The 26,061-nt window shown below is 71.0% G+C and carries 21 protein-coding genes; 14 read left to right on the forward strand and 7 right to left on the reverse strand.

The genetic code is table 11. From position 1 onward, the window contains the following. Window positions 1-284 precede the first annotated feature (284 nt). Window positions 285-1,283, forward strand: coding sequence for an RNA polymerase subunit sigma-70 (locus ACIBF8_RS28365; RefSeq protein ID WP_396786978.1), 999 nt, complete (start codon window positions 285-287; stop codon window positions 1,281-1,283). 5 nt (window positions 1,284-1,288) lie between these two features. After that, complete coding sequence (locus tag ACIBF8_RS28370; protein ID WP_396786979.1) at window positions 1,289-1,477, forward strand: hypothetical protein; 189 nt, start codon at window positions 1,289-1,291, stop codon at window positions 1,475-1,477. 34 nt (window positions 1,478-1,511) lie between these two features. On the opposite strand, the gene ACIBF8_RS28375 is transcribed toward ACIBF8_RS28370, so the two are convergent. Continuing rightward, complete coding sequence (locus ACIBF8_RS28375) at window positions 1,512-1,709, reverse strand: GNAT family N-acetyltransferase (protein ID WP_396786980.1); 198 nt, start codon at window positions 1,707-1,709, stop codon at window positions 1,512-1,514. A gap of 62 nt (window positions 1,710-1,771) precedes the next feature. Continuing rightward, window positions 1,772-2,560, reverse strand: coding sequence for a FadR/GntR family transcriptional regulator (locus ACIBF8_RS28380; RefSeq protein WP_396786981.1), 789 nt, complete (start codon window positions 2,558-2,560; stop codon window positions 1,772-1,774). Window positions 2,561-2,694: 134 nt separating this feature from the next. Here ACIBF8_RS28380 and ACIBF8_RS28385 point away from each other — a divergent pair, with 134 nt between their 5' ends. From ACIBF8_RS28385 to ACIBF8_RS28410, 6 genes are all read left to right on the forward strand, one after another. After that, window positions 2,695-3,981 (forward strand): ABC transporter substrate-binding protein, encoded by a 1,287-nt coding sequence (locus ACIBF8_RS28385; protein WP_396786982.1) that lies wholly within the window; start codon window positions 2,695-2,697, stop codon window positions 3,979-3,981. An 84-nt stretch (window positions 3,982-4,065) separates the two neighbouring features. After that, window positions 4,066-5,010, forward strand: a complete 945-nt coding sequence (locus ACIBF8_RS28390; protein WP_396786983.1) for a carbohydrate ABC transporter permease — start codon at window positions 4,066-4,068, stop codon at window positions 5,008-5,010. Then, window positions 5,007-5,822 (forward strand): carbohydrate ABC transporter permease, encoded by an 816-nt coding sequence (locus ACIBF8_RS28395; RefSeq protein WP_396786984.1) that lies wholly within the window; start codon window positions 5,007-5,009, stop codon window positions 5,820-5,822. Before ACIBF8_RS28390 ends, ACIBF8_RS28395 begins: the two co-directional genes overlap by 4 nt. 7 nt (window positions 5,823-5,829) lie before the next feature. Continuing rightward, window positions 5,830-6,978 (forward strand): galactonate dehydratase, encoded by a 1,149-nt coding sequence (dgoD, locus tag ACIBF8_RS28400; protein WP_396786985.1) that lies wholly within the window; start codon window positions 5,830-5,832, stop codon window positions 6,976-6,978. Window positions 6,979-7,010: 32 nt separating this feature from the next. Then, window positions 7,011-8,240 carry a D-mannonate dehydratase ManD gene (gene manD, locus ACIBF8_RS28405; protein ID WP_396786986.1) on the forward strand — a complete coding sequence of 410 codons (1,230 nt, stop codon included), beginning with the start codon at window positions 7,011-7,013 and terminating at the stop codon, window positions 8,238-8,240. Beyond that, window positions 8,230-8,784 carry a gluconokinase gene (locus ACIBF8_RS28410; protein ID WP_396786987.1) on the forward strand — a complete coding sequence of 185 codons (555 nt, stop codon included), beginning with the start codon at window positions 8,230-8,232 and terminating at the stop codon, window positions 8,782-8,784. The genes manD and ACIBF8_RS28410 overlap by 11 nt, the downstream gene beginning before the upstream one ends. 88 nt (window positions 8,785-8,872) lie before the next feature. Here the strand turns inward: ACIBF8_RS28410 and ACIBF8_RS28415 are convergent, their stop codons facing one another. After that, window positions 8,873-10,300 (reverse strand): PepSY-associated TM helix domain-containing protein, encoded by a 1,428-nt coding sequence (locus ACIBF8_RS28415; protein ID WP_396786988.1) that lies wholly within the window; start codon window positions 10,298-10,300, stop codon window positions 8,873-8,875. 220 nt (window positions 10,301-10,520) lie between these two features. Here ACIBF8_RS28415 and ACIBF8_RS28420 point away from each other — a divergent pair, with 220 nt between their 5' ends. Further along, window positions 10,521-11,099: a sigma-70 family RNA polymerase sigma factor gene (locus ACIBF8_RS28420; protein WP_396786989.1), complete on the forward strand. Its 579-nt coding sequence runs from the start codon at window positions 10,521-10,523 to the stop codon at window positions 11,097-11,099. Between the two features lie 17 nt (window positions 11,100-11,116). After that, window positions 11,117-12,175, forward strand: coding sequence for a threonine aldolase family protein (locus ACIBF8_RS28425; RefSeq protein WP_396786990.1), 1,059 nt, complete (start codon window positions 11,117-11,119; stop codon window positions 12,173-12,175). A gap of 1 nt (window position 12,176) precedes the next feature. Here ACIBF8_RS28425 and ACIBF8_RS28430 read toward each other — a convergent pair whose 3' ends face one another. Next, window positions 12,177-13,058 (reverse strand): LysR family transcriptional regulator, encoded by an 882-nt coding sequence (locus ACIBF8_RS28430; protein ID WP_396786991.1) that lies wholly within the window; start codon window positions 13,056-13,058, stop codon window positions 12,177-12,179. Between the two features lie 132 nt (window positions 13,059-13,190). Here ACIBF8_RS28430 and ACIBF8_RS28435 point away from each other — a divergent pair, with 132 nt between their 5' ends. After that, window positions 13,191-14,564 (forward strand): MFS transporter, encoded by a 1,374-nt coding sequence (locus tag ACIBF8_RS28435; RefSeq protein WP_396786992.1) that lies wholly within the window; start codon window positions 13,191-13,193, stop codon window positions 14,562-14,564. Window positions 14,565-14,634: 70 nt separating this feature from the next. Here the strand turns inward: ACIBF8_RS28435 and ACIBF8_RS28440 are convergent, their stop codons facing one another. After that, window positions 14,635-20,124: a carboxyl transferase domain-containing protein gene (locus ACIBF8_RS28440; protein ID WP_396786993.1), complete on the reverse strand. Its 5,490-nt coding sequence runs from the start codon at window positions 20,122-20,124 to the stop codon at window positions 14,635-14,637. Window positions 20,125-20,500: 376 nt separating this feature from the next. Here ACIBF8_RS28440 and ACIBF8_RS28445 point away from each other — a divergent pair, with 376 nt between their 5' ends. Next, window positions 20,501-21,757, forward strand: coding sequence for a phosphodiester glycosidase family protein (locus ACIBF8_RS28445; protein ID WP_396786994.1), 1,257 nt, complete (start codon window positions 20,501-20,503; stop codon window positions 21,755-21,757). A 122-nt stretch (window positions 21,758-21,879) separates the two neighbouring features. Continuing rightward, window positions 21,880-22,977, forward strand: coding sequence for a winged helix DNA-binding domain-containing protein (locus tag ACIBF8_RS28450; protein WP_396786995.1), 1,098 nt, complete (start codon window positions 21,880-21,882; stop codon window positions 22,975-22,977). A 40-nt stretch (window positions 22,978-23,017) separates the two neighbouring features. On the opposite strand, the gene ACIBF8_RS28455 is transcribed toward ACIBF8_RS28450, so the two are convergent. After that, window positions 23,018-24,091, reverse strand: a complete 1,074-nt coding sequence (locus ACIBF8_RS28455; protein WP_396786996.1) for a hypothetical protein — start codon at window positions 24,089-24,091, stop codon at window positions 23,018-23,020. 317 nt (window positions 24,092-24,408) lie between these two features. On the opposite strand from ACIBF8_RS28455, the gene ACIBF8_RS28460 reads away from it, so the two are divergent. Next, window positions 24,409-25,146, forward strand: coding sequence for a cellulose binding domain-containing protein (locus ACIBF8_RS28460; RefSeq protein ID WP_396786997.1), 738 nt, complete (start codon window positions 24,409-24,411; stop codon window positions 25,144-25,146). Window positions 25,147-25,204: 58 nt separating this feature from the next. On the opposite strand, the gene ACIBF8_RS28465 is transcribed toward ACIBF8_RS28460, so the two are convergent. Then, window positions 25,205-26,002, reverse strand: coding sequence for an SAM-dependent methyltransferase (locus ACIBF8_RS28465; protein ID WP_396786998.1), 798 nt, complete (start codon window positions 26,000-26,002; stop codon window positions 25,205-25,207). Window positions 26,003-26,061: the final 59 nt, after the last annotated feature.

Here is a 26,061-nt window from a genome sequence, read left to right on the forward strand (position 1 = left end):
AATCGAGGACCGCGATGACCGGAACGGAGATTACAACTGCGGTATCGCCGCCAACCGGCCTGGATCTACGCCCCGTACACCAACCCAGTCGTTCACCGAGTACGACAGGTCCTTCACCGGGATCGGCGTGGTGCGCTGACGCGTACGCCGCGGCCGGCGGTCTCGATCGTTCAACTCGCCCATGAACTGCGACAACATGCAGGCGCGGTCAGCTCAGTGATGAGTTGTCGCGCCCGCGCCCGTCATATCTGCGACGGGACACCATGCGGCGGAAGGATGACGTGATGAGTGCGGACACGGGGCTGAAGGAGCTGGGCGTGAGCGGTCTGGGCGAGGTGGACGAGCCGGCGTTCTCGGGGCTGGCGCAGCGGCACCGGCGGGAGCTGCACGTGCACTGCTACCGGATGCTCGGGTCGTTCGAGGACGCCGAGGACGCCGTACAGGAGACGTTCCTGCGGGCCTGGCGGCGACGGGAGACCTTCGAGGGACGGTCGACGTTCCGGGCCTGGCTGTACCGGATCGCCACCAATGCCTGCCTGGACCTGCTCGCCAAGCGCCGCCCGGAGCCGGCGACCGGCGGCGAGGTGCTGTGGTTGCAGCCCTACCCGGACCGGCTGCTCGAGGAGCTGCCCGCAGGCGACGCGGACGAGCCGGAGACCGTCGCCGTCGCGCGGGAGACGATCGAGCTGGCGTACCTCGTCGCGGTTCAGCACCTCGCGCCGCGCCCGCGGGCCGTGCTGATCCTGCGCGACGTGCTCGGCTGGCCCGCCAAGGACGTCGCGGAGCTGCTCGGGGACTCGGTCAACTCGGTGAACAGCGCGCTGCAGCGGGCCCGTGCCGGCATGCGCGAGCACCTGCCCGCCGAGCGGCAGGACTGGACCGGCGGCGAGGATGACGCCGGGACGCGCGAGCTGGTGCGTCGCTTCACCGACGCCAGTGTGGCCACGGACGTCGACGTGCTCGCCGCCATGCTGCGGGACGACGTCCGCTGCTCGATGCCGCCCACGCCGGGCCTGTGCGTCGGCCGCGACGCGGTGGTGAACAGCTGGGTCGAGGATGGGTTCGCTGGCATGACGGGCCTGCGCGCGGTGCCCACCTCGGTGAACCGGCAGCCCGCCGTCGCGTTCTACCACTGGCGCGAGCAGGAGGGCGCGTACCTGCCATTGACGATCGACGTCCTGCGCATCACCGGCGGCGCGATCACCGAGATCATCACCTTCCACGACGACCAGTTCCCGCGGCTTGGGCTGCCGGAGCGTCTGCCGGCGGACGGCACGGAGTAGTCCCGGTGCGGACGCTCACACTGCGTGGTGGCGCGCGCGCCGCGGTGGTCGCGACGGAGTGGTACGACGCGTTCGGCGTCGTCACCCGCGGGCGAGTGCAGCTGGAGTTGCGCGACGGCCAGCCCGGTCCCGTCCTCGGACGCGCCGCCGGGTTCTGGCTGCGGGGGACCGGCGTCCGCGCTCCATCGCCATGACGTGACTGCTGTCGGACCGGCCCGCGCTTCTCGCTCAGCGCTCGGGGTGTCCCCGGTGCGCGGCCCACTCGGGCGCGAGAGTCGACATCACCGTGGCGTCGATCCAGTCGTCACCGTCGCGCAGCGTCTGCCGCAGCACACCCTCGACGACGAAGCCGACCTTCTCGTACACCCGCTCGCCGGTGAGGGTGGGCTTGATTGAGAATTCGGTGGTCACCTGATCGCTGGACATCGATTGATCCTCGACGTGACGCCGGCCACCGGCAACCGGTTTCGGTGGCCGGCACGCGCCGGTCAGCGGGTGGTCGTCGGGCCGCCGTCCGCGCTCGGCTCGGGTTTACCGGTCTGCTCCCACAGCGACTTCATCTCGTCGAAGGCCTGCTCCATCAGCTGCACCATCGCCTGCCGGGCACGTTCACCGTCGCGGCGCTGGATCGCCTGGGCCACCTCGGCGTGCATCTGGAGCGCCTGCTCGTGCGGGTGGTGTGGCATGAGGTGGTGCTTGTGCCGGCCGGTGAGCACCTCCGCGACCAGCTCTTGGAGCCGGACGAACATCTCGTTGCCGGAGGCGAGCAGGACCCGCCGGTGGAACTCGATGTCGAGGTGCAGGAAACGCTCCTCGTCGCCGGCCTCGCCGGCCGCCCACATCTTCGCCGCGAGCCCGACGAGGTCGCTCGCCTCGTCGCGGCCGATCCGGCTGGCGGCCAGGAAGGCCGCGTGGGGCTCGACGGCGGTGCGCAGTTCGGTGATCGACCGCAGCTGGGCCATCCGGCCGGCTGAGGCGAGACGCCAGCGGATCACCTGCGGGTCGAAGACGTTCCATGCGCTCGCCGGCCGGATCATCACCCCCACCCGTCGGCGTGCCTCGATGAACCCGATCGAGGCCAGCACCCGCAGCACCTCGCGGACGACCGAGCGGGACACGGCGTACCGGTCGACCAACTCGTCGATGTTGAGGACCGATCCGGGTGCCAGCTCGCCGCCGCAGATGGCGGTGCCGAGGTGTTCGAGGACGCGGGCGTGCAGCCCGGCCTCGGCGGGGAGGGCCGCGACGGCGGCAACCTCTGATGAGGACGGTTCCACCCAAAGATCATATCATTTACATGTACCTCTTGAAGTAGTCGGCTTTTTCGGCCTAGCATCCCGATGTTAAGCGGATGTAACACCGAGGTAGCGGCGCCCTTGGGGCGGCGGCCACGACAGAAGGAGAGACAAGCGTGCGACGTCGATCGATAATCGGCACTTCTCTGGCCGTGGTCGCCGCCATGAGCCTGTCCGCCTGCGGCGGCGATGGCGGCGGCGAAGACTCGAAGACCCTTCGCGTGACCCTGGTCAACCACGTGTGGACCGAGAACATCAAGAAGGTCCTGCCGGAGTTCGAGAAGCAGTCCGGGCTCAAGGTCGAAGTCACCCAGCTTGGCGAGGACCAGCTCTCCGACCAGTACAACGTCAAGCTGAACGCCGGCTCCAGCGACCTCGACGTGATGATGTACCGGCCGCTGCAGGAGGGGAAGCTGTTCGGCAAGAACAAGTACCTCGCCGACCTGAGCGACAAGGTCAAGTCCGACAGCGCCTTCGAGATCGGTGACTTCCAGGCCGGGCCGATGCAGGCGACGACCTATGAGGACAAGGTCGTCGGGCTGCCGATCATCACCGAGCAGGAGGTCCTCTACTACCGCAAGGACCTGCTGACGAAGTCCGGCTTCACCGCGCCGCCCAAGACCCTTGACGAGCTCAAGGCGCAGGCGGCGAAGATCGAGGCCGACAACCCGGGCGTCGCCGGTTTCGTCGCTCGCACCGGCAAGGCGGCCGCCGTCACCCAGTTCTCCAGCTTCCTCTTCAGCTTCGGCGGCGACTTCGTGGACTCCAGCGGAAAGGCCACCGTCAACACCGAGCAGGCCAAGCAGGCGTACGCCTACTACGGCGGGCTGCTCCGGGACCACGGCCCGGAGAACATCAGCACCGACATGAGCTGGTCGGAGGCGATGGCGATCTTCACGCAGGGCAAGGCCGCCTTCTACACCGAGGCCAACTCGCTCTACAAGAACGCCACCGACCCGACCAGGTCAAAGGTCGTCGACTCCGTCGGCTTCGCCGCCTTCCCGGCCGGCCCGGCCGGATCGAAGCCGTACAACATCCCCTCCTGGGCGCTCGGGGTGAACGACAACTCGGAGAACAAGGACAACGCCTGGAAGTTCATCCAGTGGGCGGCCGGCAAGGAGCAGGCGCTGGCGCAGCAGACCGCCGGCGTTCCCGGTGCCCGTGCGTCGGTCTGGGCGAACCCGGCGAGCACCGCGAGCCTGCCGAAGGACCTCGCCGAGGCCAACACGGTCAGCACCGCCAACGGTGTGGGGCACGACCGGCCGCTGGTGGTCAAGGTGGCTCAGGCGCGGGAGATCGTGGGTCAGCCGATCGTCGACGCGATCACCGGCAAGGACGCCGCCGCCTCGGCGGACACGGCGAACGCGGCGTTCCAGAAGTTCCTCGACGACGAGGCGAAGTAACCCACGCGTCGGGCGGCGGGGCCGACCGGCTCCGCCGCCTCGCCGGGACCTGACCCCTCCAACCCGGAGACCCCAATGTCAGCCGTGCGCACACTCCGTACCGAATCACCCGAGGCCGCCGCGGCGTCCCTGGACACGACGTCGGCCTGGTCGCGTTGGGCCAACGAACACCGCAAGTGGCTCTTCGCGGCGCCCGCCATGGCGTTCGTCGCCGTGCTGATCATCTTTCCGGTGGCGTGGACCGGTTACCTGAGCCTCACCGACGCCGAGGGTTCGGTACGCGCCGAGTCCGAGTTCATCGGCGTCCAGAACTACCTCGACGTGCTCACCGACACCGACCGGTTCTGGCCGGCAGTCTGGCGTACCGTCCTCTTCACCGGCGTCGTGCTGTTCTTCGAGGTCGTGCTCGGCATGGCGATCGCGCTGTTGCTGTGGCGGCCCTTCCGTGGCGAGAAGTGGGTGCGCGTCGCGATCCTCCTGCCGCTGGTGGCCACGCCGGTGGCGGTCGGCATGATGTGGCGCCTGATCTTCGACCCCAACATCGGGATGGCGAACCAACTGCTCGGCTGGGTCGGGATCGGCCCCCAGCCCTGGCTGGCCGGCCAGCACTCGGCCCTGCCGACGACGATGTTCATCGACATCTGGCAGTGGACCCCGATGGTCGTGCTGATCCTGCTCGCCGGGCTGACCTCGCTCTCCGACGAGCCCCAGGAGGCGGCCCGGATCGACGGTGCCAGCAGTTGGCAGCGCTTCCGGCACGTCACGCTTCCGCTGCTGATGCCCACGGTGATCGTGGCCATCCTGCTGCGCGGCATCGACGCGCTCAAGACGTTCGACATCCTCTACGCCACCAAGGGTCGCGGCGGCGGGTCCTTCCACGAGGTCGAGACCCTCAACGTGTACGCCTACGGCCTCAGCTTCGACTACAACGACTACGGCGTCTCGTCGACAGTCCTCATCATCTTCTTCCTGATCATCATCGGGGTGATGTGGGCCCTCACCTATCGCAAGAAGGGGCTGGGCCGATGAAGCCGAGCAAGCCGTACCGGGTGTTCCGCACGTCGGCTCTCGTCATCGTGGTGTTCGCGCTGATGGCGCCGCTGTTCTGGATGATCACCGCGTCGTTCAAGACCAACGTGGACATCTACGACACCGCCAAGGCGTTCACCTTCTCGCCCAGCCTGAAGAACTACGAGACGGTCCTCCAGCAGGCGAACTACCTCCAGTTCATCGGCAACAGCCTCTGGGTGGCGTTCGCGGCCACTACCCTCTCGCTCCTGCTCGGGGTGCCCGCCGCGTACTCGATGAGCCGGTTCAGCATGAAGAAGTCCGCGCTCGTCGTGCTCATGGCCCGGGTGATCCCCGGGGTCTCACTCCTGGTGCCCTGGTACTACGTCTTCTCCAACCTGAAGATGGTCGGCGGCTTCACCGTGCTGATCCTGAGCCACATGTTCGTGTCGCTGCCGCTGATCGTCTACATCATGATGGGGTACTTCGACGGCCTGCCGGCCGAGTTGGAAGAGGCCGCGCTGGTCGACGGGCTCACCCACATCGGCGCGTTCCGGCGGATCACGCTGCCGCTGTCGGTGCCGGGCGTGGCGACGGCCGCGATCCTGTCCTTCATCTTCTCCTGGAACAACTTCATGTTCGCCCTGGTGCTCTCCGGCTCCGACACGAAGACGCTCCCGGTCGCGATCTTCGACTTCGTCGGCTACGCCAGCATCGACTGGGGTGGCCTGATGGCCGCGGCGACCGTGGTCACCCTGCCGATCATGCTGATCGCCCTGTTCGTGCAGAAGTACGTCGTCTCCGGCCTCACCGCCGGTGCGACGAAGGGCTGACCGGCGCATGACGACGATCGCGCAGGTGGAGACCTTCCTGGTCGCGCCCCGCTGGCTGTTCGTCCGGATCGAGACCGAGTCCGGCATCGTCGGCTGGGGCGAGGCGACCTGCGAGGGGCGGTCCGAGACCGTACGCACGGCCGTGCACCAGCTCAGCGAGATCCTGATCGGTCGGGACGCGCTGCGCATCGAGGACCACTGGCAGGTGCTGACCAAGGGGTCCTTCTACCGGGGCGGCCCGATCCTGGCCAGCGCGGTGGCCGGTCTGGACCAGGCGCTCTGGGACATCGCCGGCAAGCACTACGGCACCCCCGTGCACCAACTCCTCGGCGGGCCGGTCCGGGACCGGATCCGGGTCTACGGCTGGGTCGGTGGTGACGAGCCCGCCGAGATCCGCGACCAGATCAGCGCCCGGATCGAGGCGGGCCTGACCGCGGTGAAGATGAACGCCTCCGGGCGGATGGGCGCGCTCGCCTCGGTCGCCGACCTGGACGCGGTGGTGCAGCGGGTGGCCGTCGCCCGCGAGGTCCTCGGTGACACCCGGGACGTCGCGGTCGACTTCCACGGTCGGTTCACCCTCGCCAACGTCCGGCGGGTCGCCCCGCTGTTGGAGCCGTACCGACCGTTTTTCCTGGAGGAACCGGTGGTGCCGGAGAACTCGCACCTGATCGGTGAGGTCGTGCGCTGCACGAGCACCCCGGTCTCGACCGGGGAGCGGCTCTACAGTCGGCAGGAGTTCCTGCCGGTGTTGCAGGTTGGCATCGCCGTGGCCCAACCGGACCTCGCGCACGCCGGCGGTATCACCGAGGTTCGCAAGATCGCCACGCTGGCCGAGGTGTACGACGTGCAACTCGCCCCGCACTGCCCGCTCGGGCCGATCGCCCTCGCCGCCTGCCTCCAGATCGGTTTTGCCACGCCCAACTTCCTGATACAGGAACAGAGCATCGGCATCCACTACAACCAGGGCGCCGAGGTGCTCGACTACTGCCTCGACCAGACCCCGCTGACCTTCGTCGACGGGTACGTGCAGCGGTTGACCGCGCCCGGCCTCGGCATCGAGATCGACGAACACGCGGTGCGGACCGCGGACAAGCGCGGGCACGCCTGGCGCAGCCCGACCTGGCGGCACCCCGACGGCTCCTACGCGGAGTGGTGAGACCCCCGACCGGTAAGAACGAAAGGCACCCCGTGAAGATCGTCGCAGCAGACATCATCGTGTCCAGTCCCGACCGGAACTTCGTCACCCTGAAGATCACCACCGACGAGGGCATCACCGGTCTGGGCGACGCCACGCTCAACGGCCGTGAGCTCTCCGTCGCCTCGTACCTGCGCGACCACGTCGCCCCGCTGCTGATGGGGCGCGACGCACACCGGATCGAGGACACCTGGCAGTTCCTGTACCGGTCGGCGTACTGGCGGCGTGGCCCGGTCACCATGGCGGCCATCGCCGCGGTGGACGTCGCGTTGTGGGACATCAAGGCCAAGGCCGCCGGCATGCCGCTGTACCAACTGCTGGGCGGCGCGTCCCGCACCGGCATCATGGCGTACGGGCACGCGTCCGGGCGGGACATCCCCGAGCTGTTCGACTCGATCCGCCGCCACCTCGACGAGGGCTTCCGGTCGATCCGGGTGCAGACCTCGGTGCCGGGCATCAACGCGGTCTACGGCGTGGCCGCACAGCCCAGCGCCACCGGCCAGCGCTACGACTACGAACCCGCGCAGCGCACCCCATTGCCGGTCGAGGAGGACTGGGACACCCGGGCGTACCTGCGCCACCTGCCCTCGGTCTTCGAGGCGGTGCGCGGCGAGTTCGGCCCGGAGTTGCCGCTGCTGCACGACGGTCACCACCGGATGACCCCGATCCAGGCCGCCAAGCTCGGCAAGGCCCTCGAACCGTACGACCTGTTCTGGCTGGAGGACTGCACTCCGGCGGAGAACCAGGAGGCGCTGCGGCTGGTCCGCCAGCACACCACCACCCCGCTGGCCATCGGCGAGGTCTTCAACACGGTCTGGGACTACCAGACCCTGATCCGCGAGCAGTTGATCGACTACGTCCGGTCCGCGGTCACCCACACCGGCGGCATCACCGCCATGCGCAAGCTGCTCGACTTCGCCGCCCAGTACCAGATCAAGTCCGGTATCCACGGCCCCACCGACATCTCCCCGGTGGGCATGGCCGCGGCGTTGCACCTGGACCTGGCCATCCACAACTTCGGGATCCAGGAATACATGAAGCACACCCCGTTGGCGAACGAGGTGTTCCGGCAGTCGTTCACCTTCACCGATGGTTACCTGCACCCGGGCGATCAACCGGGACTCGGGGTGGAGCTCGACGAGGAGGCGGCGGCCCGATTCCCGTACGAGCCGGCGTACCTGCCGTTCAACCGGCTCAAGGACGGCACGGTTCATGACTGGTGAGCGGCGCGCCGCCCGGCCCAGCCGGCACGTCGTGGTGATGGGCGTCGCCGGGGCTGGCAAGACCACGGTGGCGCGCGGGATCAGCGCGGCGACCGGGCTGCTGTTCGCCGAGGCGGACGAGTTCCACACCCCGGGAAACGTGGCGCGGATGCGCTCCGGCGTACCGCTGGACGACGCCGCGCGCTGGCCCTGGCTGCGTGACATCGCCGCCTGGCTCGCCGACCGCGGTGCGGAGGGTCAATCGACTGTGCTGGCGTGCTCGGCGTTGAAGCGGTCGTACCGGGACGTGCTGCGCCAGGGCTCGCCCCGGGTGGACTTCGTGCACCTGGACGGACCAACGGAGGCCATCCGAGCCCGACTGGCCCGGCGCGAGGGGCACTACATGCCGGCGAGCCTGCTGGAGTCCCAGCTCGCCACGCTGGAACCGGCCGAGCCGGACGAGTCGGTGCTGGTGCTCGATGTGTCGCTCGCCCCGGAAGACCTGGTGGTGGCGGCCGTCGAGGGCCTTGGCCTGCCTCACTCGCTGACGGTGGGTGAGCGGTAGACCGCCGGTGGAGGCCCGCTTCGAGGGCGTGTCAGGTCAAGCTGCCAGCCCGTCGCGGGCTGAGTGACCGACGGCGCGGGCCCGCGCGTCAGCCGGCCGTGGCCCCAGCTCGGCGGGCCCGCCAGGCCCCGACGGCGAGGTCGAGAACGAGGAAGGCCAGCAGGGTCACCCCGAACACCGGTAGCGCCCAACCGACGGCGACGACCACGGGTACGCCGACGATGAGGCCCCACCGGGGCACCTGCCGCCACGCGCCCCGCTCGGGGGCGGTGCCGACGAGGGCGCGACGATCGGTGCGGGTGGGGCGGCGTTGCCACCACATGCGGTAGCCCCACACGATGACGCAGAGCAGCCCGAGGGCGAGGGCGGCGAGCAGGATCTGGTTGACCGGGCCGAACAGCAGCCCCATGTGCGCCTGGACGCCGAGCCCGCTCAGTTGCGCCAGCAGGGGCCAGGACGCGAAGTCGCTGCGCGCGGTCACCGTGCCCGCGGCCGGGTCGACGGCCACCCGGTCCTTGCGGACCGGCCAGGTGTTGTCCACCTGGGTGACCGTCCACGCCGAGTGGACGTCGGCGGCCGGAGTGATCTCGACCGGGCCGTCCAGGCCCGCGCTCCGGGCGATCGCGAGGACCCGGTCGGCCGCGGCCAGATCGATCGAGGTGGCCTGCCCGCTGTGCCCCTCGTGGTGACCGGCACCGTCGGCCGGTGCGGTCGCACCCGGCAGGGCGGTGGACACCTCGGGGGTACGGGAGTCGAGGGCGTCCAGCCCCGCCCCGAAGGACTCCCCGGCGTGGCGGGACCAGGTCAGGCCGGTGGCGGAGAGGAACAGCAGCCCGACAGCCAGCCACAGCCCGGTCGCCGCGTGCCAGCCACGGGTACGCCGGACACCCCGCCGGGCCGCCAGATCGGGGCCGAACAGCCGCCGTAGCCGCCCCGCGCCGGGGCGCTGCCGACGCCACCACAGGATGATCCCGCCCAGCACGATGACCCACAGCCAACTCGCGGCGAGTTCCGAGTAGTACCGGCCGACGACGCCGAGATGCAGGTTGCGGTGCAGGTCGTCCAGCCAGGTGGTGATGGGGGTCGACCCGAACCAGGTCGTCAACGTGCCCCGCACCCCGGCGGTGTACGGGTCGACGTAGACGGTGTGCTGCCGGTCGCCGAGGCCGTCGACGTCGAACACCACCCGGGTCGTCGCGTCCCCCGCCCCGGGTGTGACGGAGGCGAGCGTGCCGTCCGGGTGGGCGGCGCGGGCCGCGGCGATCTGCTCGGCCAGCGGACGCGTGTCGTCGCCGACCGTGTCGACCGTGAGCTGTTCGCCGTGGACGATCTGGTCCAGTTGCGGCGTGACCGTGTACGCGAGGCCGGTCAGCGCGGCCACGACGAGGAACGGGGCGACCAGGATCCCGGCGTAGAAATGGATCCGCAGCAGCAATCCACCCCAGGTCGTACCGGCCGACGTCGGCGCGGGAGCCGGCGGGGGAGTGGACTCGGGCGTCTCAACGATGGACGTCATGCGGTATCCGTTCGGCTCGATGCGCGGGGCGGTCGGAATCGGTAGTCGGATGGCGGGTCGCGTCGGTTCCCGCGCCGTTCCCGAAGATCAGTCGAAGGTGGCAACCTCGGGAACTTTTGCCGACCCGCCGCCGACCACCAGAGTGCGCGGCCGACCGGCGGCGTTGCGACGACGACATCTCGGCACGAGGGAGCGCCCGTGGCACACAGGACGGTGGTCCGTGCGGAACGGCGACGCTGACGACGACCAGGTGACCCGGTGGGCGCGGGAGGCGGGCCAGGGTGACCGGCAGGCTGCCACGGCGTTCATCCGGGCACTGCAGGACCAGGTCTGGCGGTTTCTGTCGCACCTGGCCGGGCCGGGGGAGGCCGACGACCTGACCCAGGAGACGTTCCTGCGGGCGTTTCGCAACCTGCCCGGTTTCGCCGGCCGCTCGTCGGCCCGTACCTGGGTGTTCACCATCGCCCGGCGGGTCGCCGTGGATCACGTTCGGACGGCGGTGGCCCGGCCGAGGATGGCGTCGGTGCCGGACTGGCAGGCGGCGGCCGAGGCCGCCGGTGCGATCACGGCCGGCGCCGACGAGGGGGTGGCCCTGCACCAGTTGATCGCCGGCCTGACCCAGGAACGCCGCGAGGCGTTCGTCGCCACCCAGGTCCTCGGCCTGTCGTACGCCGAGGCGGCGGACGTCTGCCAGTGCCCGGTCGGCACCATCCGCTCCCGGGTCGCCCGGGCACGCGAGGATCTGGTCGCCGCCTGGCAGTCCGACACCGACCCGGGCCACGAGCGACGAACCGGCTGAGGGTGGATACTGCCGCAATGACTGTGCGGCGTTCCCTGTTCCTGCACTCGGAGCTGCGCCGTCGGCCGTACGACCTGCTGCGGGCGATGCTGGCCCAGGTCGACCCGGCCACGCCGCCGCACGGACCGGACGGGCCGGTGGCCGCCCTCGAACGGCGGGTGGCAGCCCTGCTCGGCAAGGACGAAGCCCTGTTCTTCCCGTCCGGGACGATGGCGCAGCAGGTCGCCCTGCGCATCCACGCCGACCGGCGCGGCCGGCGGGCCTTCGCCGCCCATCCGCAGTGTCACCTGGAGGTCTGGGAGCAGCAGGGGTACGCCGTCGTGCACGGGCTGCGCTTCCATCCCGTCGGCGACCGCCACCGGCTGATGACCCTGGCCGATCTCGCCGCCGTCGCCGAACCGCTCGCGGCGGTGCTCGGGGAGTTGCCGCAACGTGACATCGGGGGCCTGCTGCCGGAGTGGGACGACCTCGTCGCGCAGACCGCGGCGATGCGCGATCGTGGTGCCGCCGTCCATCTCGACGGCGCGCGCCTGTGGGAGGCGCAGACGTACTACCAGCGACCGTTCTCCGAGATCGCCGCGCTGTTCGACACCGGGTACGTCTCGTTCTACAAGGGATTGCAGGGCGTCGGCGGTGCCGCGCTGGCCGGAGACGCCGCCCTCGTGGCCGAGGCCCGGGTGTGGCGGCGTCGGCTCGGCGGCGACGTCTACGACGCCTGGCCGCTGGCGCTCGCCGCACTGCACGGCCTGGACACTCTGCTGCCCCGGCTGCCAGCGCACCGGGAGCACGCCGTGGCGATCGCGGTGGCCATCAACGCCGATGGTGTGGCCCGCGCATTCCCGGACCCACCGCAGACGCCGATCTTCCACGTCCACCTTCCCGTCGGCCCGGACGCCGCGATGCGGGCAGCAGACGCCATGCTCGCCGCCACCGGCGTGGAACTGTTCGGCCGCGTACGCTCGGCGCCGGATCCCGACCGGTGCTCCTTCGAGGTGAGCATCGGCGAGAACGCCATGGAACTCACGCCCGCCGAGGTCGTTACGTTCCTTCACGAGTTGCTGCGCCGCGCCACCTGACTCAGGGACGAGCTGCGGCGTACAAGATGTCGCGCATGCCGGGCAACGCTTCCTGGTCTTCTCGCCAGATCAGCCGCAGGTAGAGATCCGGGAGGGGAAGGTCGAGTTGGACCAGGGCGCCGGAGCGGAGGCTGTCGGCGACCGCGAAGCGGGGAAGCAGTGAGATTCCGAGCCCGTGCTCGGCCCACGCGCGCATCACCGGGACGCCGCCGGCTCTGACCCGCTGGGGGCCGGAGCCGAGGATCCGGTCCCCGGCCATCCAGAACGAACATTCCGGCACGTTGACCAGGAGCCGTTCGTGCGTGAGGTCGTCGGGGGTCAGCGCGGCACGGGCCGCGAGCGGGTGCCCGGGCGTGGATACCAGGGCGAGGGGGACCGGGTCGAGGTCGATGAAGGCGAGCGGTTCGGCGGGGGCCGGGAAGCCAAGTCCGCCGACATCGTCGCCGGAATCCAGCAGCAGGGCGGCCTCGAGCCGTCCGTCGGTCACGTCGGCAAGGAGACCGTCGCGGGCGCGCTCGGTGTGGATCTCAAGGTCGATGTCGGGTCGACGTTCGGCGAACCGGGTGATCACCGCGGGCAGGTAGGAGCCGGCGAGGCTCTCCAGCGCGCCGAGCCGGAGCTGGCGCCGTTCCCGTCGGACGTCGCGGGTGGCCTGCTCGGCCTGGTCGAGCAGCGACCGTGCCCATCCCTGCAACCGTTGCCCGGCCGGGGTCAGCCGCATCCCCTTGGGACCGCGCACGAACAGGGTCACGCCGAGTGCTTCCTCGAGAGTCCGGATCTGCTGGGAGACGGACGAGGGGGCGAGGTCGAGCGCGACGGCGGCATCGGTCACGGTTCGGTGGCGGACGACGGCTTCGAAGGTGCTGAGTTGGCGTAGCTCCACGCGCCGAGCAACCGCCCGGAGCGTTCGGAAATTCCGAACGCGTCGTTCGGCTGTGGCGGTGGAGCCACTGGTCTGCCGAAACGCACAGTGGTGGCGTCCTTCCACGGTCGTCTTCGGGGAGCTTCGCCAGTCATGACCCTATTGAGTACGTCCGCACCAGCACGAGCGGATCTTCGTCAGCGGCGGAGGCACTCCACCGCCCTGACCGGCATTTCGCTGGGCTACTTCATGGTGCTGTTGGACATGACGGTGCTATCGGTCGCCGAGCCTGCTCTGGCGTCCTCACTCGACACCTCAATGGCCGGGCTGCAGTGGGCTACCGCCGGCTACACCGTCGCGTTCGCCGCGCTGCTGCTGTCGGCGGGGGCGGCGGCGGACCGTTTCGGTGCCGAGCGGCTCTTCCGCACCGGCATCGCGGTCTTCACGCTCGCGTCCCTGCTCAGCGCGTTCGCCCCGGGACTGTGGGCCCTGGTCCTCCTGCGCGCGATCTCGGGGGTCGCCGCGGCGTTGTGCGTGCCCGCCTCGATGGCGATGATCGCCCAGCTCTACCCGGAACCGGCGGCGCGGGCGCGGGCGGTCTCGGCGTGGGCCGCGATCAGCGGTGCGGCCGTGGCAGCCGGTCCGATCGCCGGCGGCGCACTTGTCAGCGCGGCCGGGTGGCGGTCGATCTTCCTGGTCAACGTGCCCATCGGCCTGGCGGTGCTGGCGCTGACGTACGGCCCGGCGGTGGCCTGCCCGCGCGGTTACCGCCGAATCGACTGGCCCGCCCAGTTGGCAGCCGTCGCCGTGCTGGCTCTCGTTACGGACGCGTTGATCGCTGCCGGTTCGCGGGCGTGGGCCCACGCCACGTGGTCCTCGGTGGGGTGCGGGGTGTCGGTGCTGGTCTTCTTCGGCCTGGAGCGCCACAGCCGGGCGCCGGTCCTGAACCGGGCGCTGCTGCGGTCCGGGCGGGTGCGGGCCGGGCTGCTGGCCGCCGCGGCGGTGAATTTCGCCCTGACGGGGGGTCTGTTCGTGCTGCCGCTGTTGATGCAGCAGCAGCGGCAGCTGAACCCGCTGCAGACCGGGCTGGCGTTCCTGCCGCTGACGCTGCCCTTCGCGGTCAATCCGCCGTTCACCGGCAGGATCGTGGCACGGGTGGGTCCGCGCCGACCGATCCTGGCCGGTCTGGCCCTGCTGACCGCCGGAGGCGCGGTGCTCGCCGGGGTGGTCTTCGCCGACGGCGGCTACCAGTGGCTCGCGGTCGGCCTCCTGATGACCGGCTTCGGTGTCTCCTACGCCTTGCCGGCGCTGGTCGCGGCCCTCGTCGGCGTCGCCCCGGCGGGCACGGCCGGCGCGGTGGGCGGTCTGCTCAACGCCGTGCGGCAGGTCGGCGCCACCTTCGGTGTCGTCGTCATGGGCGCCGCTGCCGCCGCCGGCACCGGGTGGGCTCTGCTGATGTCGGCCGCGGTCTGCACCATCGCCTGGTTCGTGTTTGCTGTCGCGCGTCCCGCCGAGACGATCGAATGAGAACCGGGGCGGGGCTGGCTTCGGTTCCTCCCACTTCAGAAACCGAGCCAGCCCCGCCCGTGTCGTCGCGTTATCCCAGGCGGGCCTCGATGGCCTCGATGATGCGCGGACGCAGCTCGGCGGCGCGGATGACGGCGTCCACCGAGCCGACCTCGACGGCGCGGTGGATGTTGTGCACCCGATCGAACTCGGCGGCCACCTCGCTGAGCTTCTCCGCGCGCACCGACGAGCGCAGTTCGTCGAGTTCCGCGGTCAGCGCGGCGCGTTCGGTGCCGGTCGCGGCCGCGGTGCGGGCCTCCAGGTCCCGCACCCGCGGGTCGGCCGCCGTTCGGGCGTTGACGTCGGCGGAGAACACCACCGCGGCGGCGGGTGCGCCACCCAGCACCGAGGCGAACGAGCCCTCCAGCGCGAGCACGGTCATGTTCGGGTTCAGCGCCTTGGAGAAGACCACGAACGCGCCGCCGTGGTAGCGCGAGATCACGCAGAAGACGATGGGTCCCCGGAAGTTCACGATCGCCCGGCCGATCTCGGCGCCGTACTCCAGTTGCAGCTTGCGCATCGACTCCGGTGAGCCGTCGAAGCCGGACAGGTTCGCCAGCACGACCAGCGGTCGGTTGCCGCTGGCCGCGTTGATCGCCCGCGCGGCCTTCTTCGACGAGCGTGGGAAGAGCGTGCCCGCCGTGTACGTGTCGGGACCGTCGGTGGGCGGGAAGCCGTGCCGGGGCACCGACCGGGACTCGATGCCGAGCAGGCAGACCGGGATGCCACCGAGGTGGACGTCCTGCACGACTGCGGTGTCCGCGTCCGCCATGCCGGCCCAGCGCTCCAGCACCGGGTGGTCCTGGTCGGCGAGGGCGCGCATCACCGTCCGGATGTCGAACGGCTTCTTACGGTCCGGGTTGGCCTCCACGGAGAAGATCTCCCCGACGGTGCGGAAGGCGCTGCCCGCCACGTCGTGCGGGAAGTCGGAGATGTCGCGGTCGGCCGGGTCGGTGGTGACCGCCCGTCGGGGGGCGTCCTCGCCGGGTGCGACGTAGGTGTGGTCGTAGTGCGCCATCACCACGTCCCGGGCGGCCGTCAGGTTCGGCGCCCAGTACTGCGCCTGCCCGTTCGGCCCCATCACCCGGTCGTAGCCGCCGATGCCGAAGTTGTCCTCGGCGGACACTCCACCGGAGAAGTCCAACGACTGCTTGCCGGTGAGCACCATCGCCGAGTCGGGCGTCATCACCAGGATGCCCTTGGTGTGCATGAGCATCGTCGCCTCGGCGTTCCAGTACGGCTGCGCGCCGACGTTGATGCCCGCGACCACGATGTTGATCTCACCGCCGGCCTGCGTGAACTCGACGATCCGCTTGAGCGCCGCGGCCACCCAGTCCATGTTCTCCGTGCCGGAGGTCATCGAGATCCGGGCCCCGGCGGAGAGCGCCCACCACTCCAGCGGCACCTGCATCCGCTCGGCCAGGTCCAGTGCGGCGATCACGCGCCGGCACTCCGGCTCGGACAGCGCGCCCAGCGACTTCGTCGGGTCGCCGAGCAGCACCACCCGGGTGACGCCCTGCGGGTAGCGCTCGGTCGGCGTGGTGACCACCCCGGCGACGATGGCGGCGCTGTTGCGCCCCTTCGGCCGCTCCACCGGCACCAGCACAAGGTTGTCGTCGAGGTCGTACTCGGCGAAGTCACCGAGCCGTCCGGTCAGCTCGTACGGGTACACGGTGTTGCGGCTGCTGGCGCGCAGCACCTTGAGCCGGTACTCGTCCAGCGGCTCGATCGGCTCGACCGGGGGCTCCCCGACGGCCAACTCGGCACCGCCCGCGGCGTCGAACGAGATCCGTACGGCGATCTTGGTCAGCTCGCCGGTCCGGCGGTCGCGCTGCCGCGCGATGAACAGGATCTCCTCCAGGCCGGCGCCCGCGGTCGTCGGGCGCACCCGCCCGGCGATCATCTCCATCTCCTCGCGGGTCAGCCCGCTCGGCGGCCAGACGTAGACCACGATCCGGTTGGTGTTGAAGCGCGTCTTCGACGGCCGCCGTGACTGGGCGCGGCGGATCGAGTCGAGGCAGGCGGCGATGGCGTCCTCGGTGGTCGGCAACGCGACCAGCCGGCCGTCCTGCTCACGAAGCTCGGTCAGGTCCCGCACCTGCGCGAACGCGACGAGGCGTTCGTCGGCTCGGTTCTCCCGCGCCACGCACTGGAAGAGGTAGACCTCCTCGTCCGAGGACGGCAGCCGGGTCAGGTCGAACTTGTGCAGCCGCTCCAGCTGCATCCGCTGCGCGATGTACGGGTGCAGCCCGCGGATCAGCCGGTCCTCGGTCAACTGGGTGCCGGACGGGCGGAAGGTGAAGTGGTGGTGCATCACCGCCCCGCCGCGACCCGCGACGGTGGTGGTCACCCGACGGACCTGGGGCGGCAGCGGGTGCGCGGCGATGACCTCGGCCAGCGCGGCCGCCATCGCGTCGAAGTCCTCCGGCTGGTTCTCCCAGCCGAGGTAGATGTCGGCGTCCACGGCGTCCTCGCCGGCGGCCAGCTCGGCCAGCCCACGCAGGGCGCCGCCCAGCGCGTCGAAACTCACCGCGGCGGAGACCACGCTCGAGTCGGCGCGCTCGGCGACCACGAACGTGCAGCCCGCGACATCGCGGGTACGCACGCTGGTGAGCGCCCGGTTGCCGTAGTACCGCCGGGTCAGCACCTCCAACATCACCGCGTTGTCGAGGTGGTCGCGGACGAGCCGCTGGCCGAGCAGCCGGACCAGTGGCTCGGTGCTGCGCACCATCTCGGCGATGCGCTCGGCGCGGTCCGCCGCGTCCGGGTGCGCGTCCAGGTGCCGCAGGTGCCCACGGACCTCGGCGTAGACGCGGGCGCGGTTGCGGCGCAGCAGCGGCTGGGCGAACCAGGCGAACACCACGCCGCGGGCGAGGTCCGCGACCACGGGGAAGCGGACCTGCGTCGCGGCGATCAGCCGCTCCAGGGCGAGGCCGGCCGGCTCGCGCAGCGTCTCGTCCGGCGGGGTTTCCCGCAGCCAGGCGCGCAGCAGCGCCGCGATGACCTGTGCGTCGGCGGACGCGCGCTGCTGGGCGAGGAAGATCCGGAAGACGGCGGCCTCGAGGGCGGGGGTGCGCTCCAGGTCGGTGACGCCGTACCGGCTGAGCGCCTTGCCGAGCCTGGCTTGGAAGGCTTCCGGCAGCCCGGCCCGCTCGACGTCGAGGCTCTGCAGGTAGGTGTGGAAGTATTCCCGGGCGCTGTGCACGTGCGCGGCGCCGCCGTCCTCCCCGGTGGGTCGGTTGCGGCTCAGCTCGGCCAGGTCGGCGAACACCTCGATGAGGTCGAGTTCGGCGGCCAGCGGCCGCAGACCGGCAGCTGCGGCCCCCGGTCGCTGACTGGCCTCCAGGGCCTCCCGGCGGGCGGTGAGGTAGTCGTCGAGCACCCGGCTGTCGTCGTGCGGGTCGACGTCGAAGCCGAGCAGCAGACCCCGCAGGTCCTCCTGACCTCGCCGGCTGCGCTCGTACGCCGGAATGTCCTCGACGGCGGTGGGCAGGTCCAGTTCGACGGTCTCGGCGCTCGGGTCGGCGGCGGTCTCGTCGGCACCGTCCGCGAGCGGCTCCAGGCGTAGCAGCGGCGCACCCGCCTCCACCTGGCTGCCCACCGAGACGGCGCACTCCTTCAGCCGCGCGTTGAACGGCGCTCGCAGCACCGTCTCCATCTTCATCGCTTCCAGCACCAGCACCGGCGCGCCCGCCTCGACCTCGGCGCCGACCTCCAGCGGCGTGGCGACGACCAGCGCGGGCATCGGGGAGCGCAGGACGCCGCCCTCGTCCCGGCTGACCCGGTGCGTCACGCCGTCCACCTCGACCAGGTGGGTGGGCCCGTACGTGCCGGTGAGCAGCCGGTACCGGATGCCGTTGACGACGATCTGCCCGGTGTGCCGGTCGAAGCGGTCCAGCTCGACGTCGGCGGTGCGCACGACGGGACCGGTCTCGATGCCGACCCGGAACCGCTGCGCGCCGACTCGTGCCACCCGCGTCCGGTAGCCGACACCGCGCAGCTTGAGGTCCAACGGGCGGCCGCTGGCGTGCTGCACCTGCGGGCGTCCGCCGGCCGCCGTGGACAGCAGCCGCTGCCGCTCGACGCGCTCCTCCTCCTCGTACGCCTCGATGGCGGCCGCCGCCAGCGCGACCGCCGAGTGGCGGTGCGTGACGAGCCGGCCCTCGCCGCGGACGCGGTCGATCCAGCCGGTGTCCGCGCTGGCGTCGATCACCTCGGGCTGGTCGAGCAGGTCGAGTACGAAGCTCTTGTTCGTCGCCCCGCCCTCGATGATCACCGTGGTGTTCGCCATCGCCCGGCGCAGTTTGCCGAGCGCCTCGTCGCGGTCGCGGCCGTACGCGATGATCTTCGCGATCATCGAGTCGAAGTCGGCGGGAATGGTGTCGCCCTCGCTGACGCCGGTGTCCACCCGGATGCCGGGGCCGCTGGGCAGGTCGAGCCGCGCGATGCGGCCCGGTGACGGCGCGAAGTCGCGGTCGGGGTCCTCGGCGTTCAGCCGTGCCTCGATGGCGTGCCCCCGCTCGGCCGGCGGCGCACCCTCGAGCCGGCCACCCGAGGCGACGTGCAGCTGGGCCTTGACCAGGTCGAACCCGGTGGTCAGCTCGGTGATCGGGTGCTCGACCTGGAGGCGGGTGTTGACCTCGAGGAACGCGAACAGCCGGTCGCCCGGGTGGTACAGGAACTCGACGGTCGCCGCGCCCCGGTATCCGACCGCCACGGCCAGCCGCTCGGCCGACGTCTTCAGCTCGGCGGCCTGCGCCGGGTCGAGCACCGGCGACGCCGACTCCTCGATGACCTTCTGGTTGCGTCGCTGCACCGAGCAGTCGCGGACACCGAGCGCCCACGCGGTGCCCTGCCCGTCGGCGATTACCTGGACCTCGACGTGCCGGGCCCCGGTGACCAGGCGCTCCAGGAACACGATGCCGCTGCCGAACGCCCGTGCGGCCTCCTGGCTGGTGCGCTCGTACGCGTCGACCAGCTCGGCCTCGTTCCTGATCACGCGGATGCCGCGCCCGCCGCCGCCCGCGGTCGCCTTCAGCATCAGCGGATAGCCGATCTCGGCCGCCGACGCCTGGGCGGCAGCGAGGGTTTCGACGGCGCCCCGGCTCCACGGCGCGACCGGCACGCCGACCTTCTCGGCGATCAGCTTCGAGCCGATCTTGTCGCCGAGCTGGCGCATGGCGTCCGCGCTCGGCCCGACGAACGTGACGCCGATCTTGTCGCACAGCTCGGCGAACGCGGGGTCTTCGGCGACGAAGCCCCAGCCGACCCACGCGGCATCGGCCCCGGTCTCGGTCAGGGCGCGCTCCAGCACCGCCAGATTGAGGTACGGGCGGGCGGACGCCGGACCGAGATCGTAGGCAATGTCCGCTTCGCGGACAAAGGTGGCGTTGCGGTCGACATCGGTGTAGAGAGCCACGGTTTCGAGCTGGATGCCGGTCTCCGCGGCCAGCTCGCGGACCGCGTGGATGAGCCGCATGGCGGCTTCACCACGGTTGACGATGGCGACACGGTTGAACACCCGAAAGACCCCTTAGCTAGACCTCGACCTGCATGCCGTGAGACGACGGCTCCCAGCAGTGATCACCTTTCCGGGTGGCGGCTGCCAGCGCTATGGCGCAACCACCGAACCAACCGTCGCTCAGTTGTAGGAAGTGCACAAAAGTTTTTGGCACCCCGGGCTCGCGTCAGCCACCGCCGAGCCGGGGCGACCGTGCCGACCTGCGCGGAGCGCTCTAGCAGTTGATCAAGACGGTGCGGACGGTTCACGTTCGCAGCCTCCCGCGTTCACCCCCGGGTGATCGGCTGGCCAGGAAGATCATCGCCGGTTCGGTCAACCGCCCGCCGGCTCGACCATCCCGGCCCAGGCCAGGAAACGCACCACGAAAGGAGCGGCAATGAGGTTACGGAACCTCGTACGCCCACGTCTGGCGCTGCTGCTCGCGGCGGGGCTGACCACGCTCGGGGCGCCCGCCGGCGTCGCCCACGCCGCGGCCGCCACGGTACCCGCGACGGACACCCCGATCACCTTCACCTCGACCGAGCAGCTCGCCCCGGGCGTCACCTACGGCTCGTTCCAGGTGACCACGCCCCGGGGCGTCACCGTCGGTTACCTGCTCACCGCCGACCTGAAGAAGAACAACGTCTCCCTGGACCTGCTGCACCCCGACGCGGTCGCGCAGCGCAAGGTCGTCTCGGCGATGACCAACGAGCAGGGTGCCGTCGCCGGCGTGAACGGCGACTTCTTCAACAACAGTGAGACCCACGTCGGGGTCACCCCCACCTACTCCTCGTCGGGCCCGGAGATCGCCGACGGCGAGGAGTTGAAGTACGCGGTGCCGACCGCGCAGCGGTTCGGCCCCAGCCTCGCCCCCGGCACCTCGACCCGGGATGTGTTCGGCGTCGGCGTGAACGGCAAGGCGCGGGTCGACACCCTGAGCCTGGACGGCGAGGTGCGCAGCCAGAAGGGGACGATCGCCCTGGGCGGCCTCAACCAGTACGCGCTCCCGGTCGACGGCGTCGGCCTGTTCACCGCCGACTGGGGAACCGCCTCCCGGGTCCGGGCCACCTGCGGCACCGACACGAGCCGGAGCGACCCGTGCAGCACCCACACCTACGAGGTGACCGTTCGCGACGGGGTGGTGACCGCAGTGGGTCAGGCGCCCGGCGCGGGCGCGATCCCGGCCGACACCCAGGTGCTGGTCGGCCGGGAGGCCGGCGCGGACGCGCTCGACGACCTCGCCGTCGGCGACCGGGTGCAGGTGCGCGAGAGGCTCGTCTCCGCCGACAAGCCGAAGCTGACCTTCGCCGTCGGCGGCGCTCCGATCCTGCGCGACGGTGCGCCGCTGGCCGGCCTGGACACCAAGACCGCCGCGGTGCGCAGCTCGGCCGGGGTCAGCCCGGACGGCCGGACCGTGTACCTGGTCGCCCTCGCCGGCCGCGCCCCGGCCAGCGCCGGGTTCACGATCGCCGAGCTGGCCGACCTGATGCGGTCGCTCGGTGCGCAGGACGCCGTGAACCTGGACGGCGGCGGTTCGAGCACGGTCGCCGTCCGCGAGCCGGGCCAGGCCGCGGCCACCGCCCGCAACAGCCCGTCCGACGGTACGGAGCGGATGGTCGCCAACGGCATCGGGATCTTCGTGGGCCGGCACTGATCGGTCGATCCCGTTCGGATTCGCCTCGCCCGGTGCCGCCGGGCGGGGCGAATCCGCGTCTGGCCGGCTCGGTCGAGATTGTCAGCCCCGGATCGGACAATGCGAACGACCGAAGGGATCCGATGACAGTTCTCGACACCCGGGCGCTCAACCGCGCGACGTTGGCCCGGCAGTTGCTGCTCGACCGCGCCGACCTGCCGGCCCTCGACGCCGTCGCCCACCTCGGTGGTCTTCAGGCCCAGGAGCCGCAGGAGCCGTTCATCGGGCTCTGGTCGCGGCTGCGCGCGTTCGATCCGGCGGTGCTGTCGACGCTGCTGACCGAGCGACACGTGGTGCGGATGCACCTCATGCGCCGCACCGTCCACCTGCTCACCGCCGACGACGCCGTGGCCTGGCGCCCCCGTCACGACGCCATGCTGCGACAGCGGGTGCTCGGGGTCTATCGCGGTGAGCTCGACGGGGTGGATCTCGACGACCTCGCCGCTGCCGCCCTCGCCCTGCTGGCCGACGGTGCGCCCCGCGCGATGTCCGAGATCGGGCGGGCACTCGGCGACCGGTGGCCGACGGCAGAGCCGCGGGCGTTGGGCGAGATGGCGGTCGCGCTGCTCCCGATGACGCAACTGCCGCCGCGCGGGTTGTGGCGTGCGAAGGGAGGCGCGCACTACCGGCCGCTCTCGGCGTGGTTGGGCCGGGAGCTCGAACCGTTGACCGAGGAGGGCGTCGATCCGGTCGGCCAACTGCTCGTACGCCGCTATCTGGCCGCGTTCGGCCCGGCGGCCTCGGCCGACCTGCGGGCCTGGTGCGGCCTCGCCGGGCTGCCGGCGGCGCTGACCGCGATGCGTGATGAGCTGGTCACCTTTCGCGACGAGCGCGGCCGGAAGCTGATCGACCTCCCTGACGCGCCGCGCCCCGACCCGGAGACGCCCGCCCCGGTGCGGTTCCTGCCGGCGTTCGACAACGCGATCCTCGGCTACGACGACCGTAGCCGGATCATCGACGACGCCCACCGTCGCCTCTCGGTGGCCGGCGCGCGCGTGGTGCTCGTCGACGGCCGGGTCGCGGCGACCTGGACTGTCGAGTCGGGCACGGTGACCGTCAGCCCACTGCGGGGGCTCTCCCCGGCAGAGCGGGAGGCCGTGGGGGAGCAGGGGCAGGCACTCGCGTCCTTCCTCTCCGACCACGAGAGCGACCGGGTGCGGGTCGATCCGTCTCCCCGGTGACCAGCCCGACAGGCCCGGCCCCCGGGGAGACGGAGGGACATCAGTCGACGGTGGGTGGTGCCGTCCTCGCCGCCTCGGCGAGTGCCGCCGCCGCACCGGCGTACGGGTTGTAGCTGTAGGTGCGGGCCAGGCCGGCCGGCACGGTGAAGTACGCGGCCGACAGTTTCGCCGGGTCGCTGGCGATCTCCCCACGCGCGGGTGCGTCGTTGCCGTCGTCCCAGCCCCAGGGCGCGTTGGCCGAGTTGGTCGAACAGCTCCAGGTGCCGACGCCGCAGTCGCCGGACGTGTCGCCGGCGAAGGTGCCCAGGCTGGCGAACAGGCTCGCGTTGGCCCGCTGCGCCCACAGGCCGCCGGCGGCGAAGATGTCGATCAGCTGGTACCGCACGTCGCGGTCGTTGCCGCTGCTCGGCGTCTCGGCCACGGTCGACGGGTAGTAGACGAGGCCGTCACCGTTGATGTCGTACTGCGGGTGGGCCTTGAGGCCGTGGCCCTGCGCCTCCTGCGCGGTCACCGGGTGCTGGAACGTGTCGTGCGGTGACGCCGCGAACCGCAGGGTGCCGTCGATGCTCTCCCCGCCGCTGGTCCAGGTGCTGCCGGTCGGCGTGTACGAGTAGAAGTCGCTGTGCGCGACCGTGACGGCCGAGCGCAGGACGCCGTACGTCGAGCCGTCGCGCTCGATCGCGAACAGCGCGCCCTCACCGTCGTTCTCGTGCTCAGTCTCGAAGAACGGGTGGTCCGTCCAGTCCCGAGGGTGGAAGAAGAAGTACGTGATGTACCAGTGGGTGCTCGTCTCCAGCACCGAGTAGTACACGTGCGCGCCGAGCGAGGCGCCAGCCTGGCCGGTCCGCTCCCAGTTGTTGCGTCCGTCCAGGTCACCGTCGAAGTCGACCCGGGTGAGGTAGTCCGACTGACCGCTCAGGGCATGGCTGCCGGTGGCATCGACATCCTGGTAGTGGATGGGCGCCCAGCGCAACGCCAGTTCGGCCCGGCTGACGGCGGCGCTGGCGGGGGCCGGGGCGGCCAGTGCGCCAGCCGTCAGCACCGCCGCGGTGGCTGCCGTGATCAGTGCCCGCGCCACCCGGGGTCGCCGGGTCGTGGTTCTTACGTCGAGCATGGTGTGCTCCCGTGTCCGAAAGGATAGACCGCAATGGATCATTCTTGGCGCGGACGCCCGGCGGGTGTCCCTCCGTTGAAGAGGAAAAGGACGATGCCCGACGGGATCGGAACTGCCTTGTATCGATGCTTGTCGGCTGCCATGCTGTGGTTCGGTCGTGCTCGGGGAGCCAGCGCGCACCACATCTCCTCCGGTCCACGGGGCGCACGAGGTGGCCATGCCGCCTGTGCCGGGCAGCCCACGTCGGCGACCGGAAACCCGAGTGCGGCACCGGCTACCACCTCGGTCATCGGTGCCCGGCAACCACGGAGGCACCGATGCTTCGCATGTTCCTCGCTGTCACGACCATGGCGCTGGCGGCCTGGACCGGGACCACCAGCGCCGCTGAGGCGACGCCCGCCCCGCCGTCGGCCACGCCAACACCGTCGCCGACGCCGACGATCGCCTGCCCACCGGCACTGCCGCTCACCGCGAACGTCAGCGGTGCCACCAGCACGAGCCTGACCATCTCGTACTTCGTGTTCTTCCGGCCGCCCTGCGGGTACAACCCGCCGATGACCGTCAGCCTCTTCAGCAGCCGCGAGGACGCCCAACAGTGGCGGGCTGCGGTCGCCGAGGGTGTCTCCGGGCCGGAGCTCAACGGCTCGGTGACCATCGACCGGCTCACGCCCGGCACGGAGTACTGGTACCGGTTCACCGACGCCGACGGTCGGCGGGATCCGTACGCGTTCTCATCGGCCCGGACCACCTCGCTGACCTCGTGCCGTGCGACGGCCACGATCGACGCCCAGTGGGGCAGTGGCTTCGTCGCGACGGTCACGGTCCGTAACACCGGGACGTTGCCGCTGGACCGGTGGCGTGTCTCCTGGCAGTGGTCGGGTGACGAGCGGGTCCAGACGTCCTGGGGCGGGGTGGTCGAGGCGGCCGGCACCGACGTCACCGTCCGCAACGCCTCCTACAACGGCACGCTGGCCCTGGACGCGGTGACGACGTTCGGTCTACTCGTGGCGACCAGCGCGGTGCCCGATGGCCTGACCCTGACGTGCGAGCGGTGAGACGACGTCCGCCCCGCTGCCGGCGCGATGGCGGGGAGCGGGGCGGACGCTGTTTCGGTCAGGGCTTGCGGGCGACGGCACCGTAGGCGTCGATGCCGACGGCGTCGGGCTCCTCCGGCCGCCACAGCGGGATCGGCACCAGGCCCGGCTCGACCATCGTCAGCCCGTCGAAGCAACTCTCCAGCTCCTCCGGGCTGCGCAGGATGTATGGGACTCCGCCGCTCTGCGCCAGCCGGTCGGCACCGGAAACCACAGCCGGGCTGGTGTTGGTGCCGTCCCAGAGCACCAGGTGGGAGCCGGACGGCATCGCGTCCATCGTGCGCCCCACGATCGAGCGCACGACGGCCAGATCGGGCTCGTAGCCCATCACGCCCATGTACATCACAGCAACGGGCTGGGTGAAGTCGAGCGTCTGCGCCGCCTCGGCGAGGATCTTCTCCGGGTCGTGGTAGTCGGCGGGGACGTAGGTGGTGACGCCCTCCGACGTCGTGCTGGCCAGCAGTGCCCGCGCGTGCACCAGCACCATCGGGTCGTTGTCCACGTAGACGATCCGTGATTCGGGTGCGACGCTCTGCGCGACCGCGTGCGTGTTCTGCATGGTGGGCAGGCCGGTGCCGATGTCCAGGAACTGCCGGATGCCCGCCACAGCCGCGAGGTACCGCACGGCCCGCACCAGGAAGACGCGGGACTGCTGTGCCATCAGCACGATCTCCGGGTAGACCTCCGCGACGGCGTCGCCGGCCGCCCGGTCGGACTGGAAGTTGTCCTTGCCACCCATCCAGTAGTTCCAGATCCGGGCCGCGTGCGGCACGTCGGGCTGAAGCTTCGCGGTGAGTTCGGCATCCGGGCCGGCCATGCCAGGCTCCTATCGAGGGGGGTCGTCAGCTGGAGGTCACCACAGCGGTACGACCGGGA

Source organism: Micromonospora sp. NPDC050276, from assembly GCF_044459545.1.
Classification (GTDB): Bacteria; Actinomycetota; Actinomycetes; order Mycobacteriales; family Micromonosporaceae; genus Micromonospora.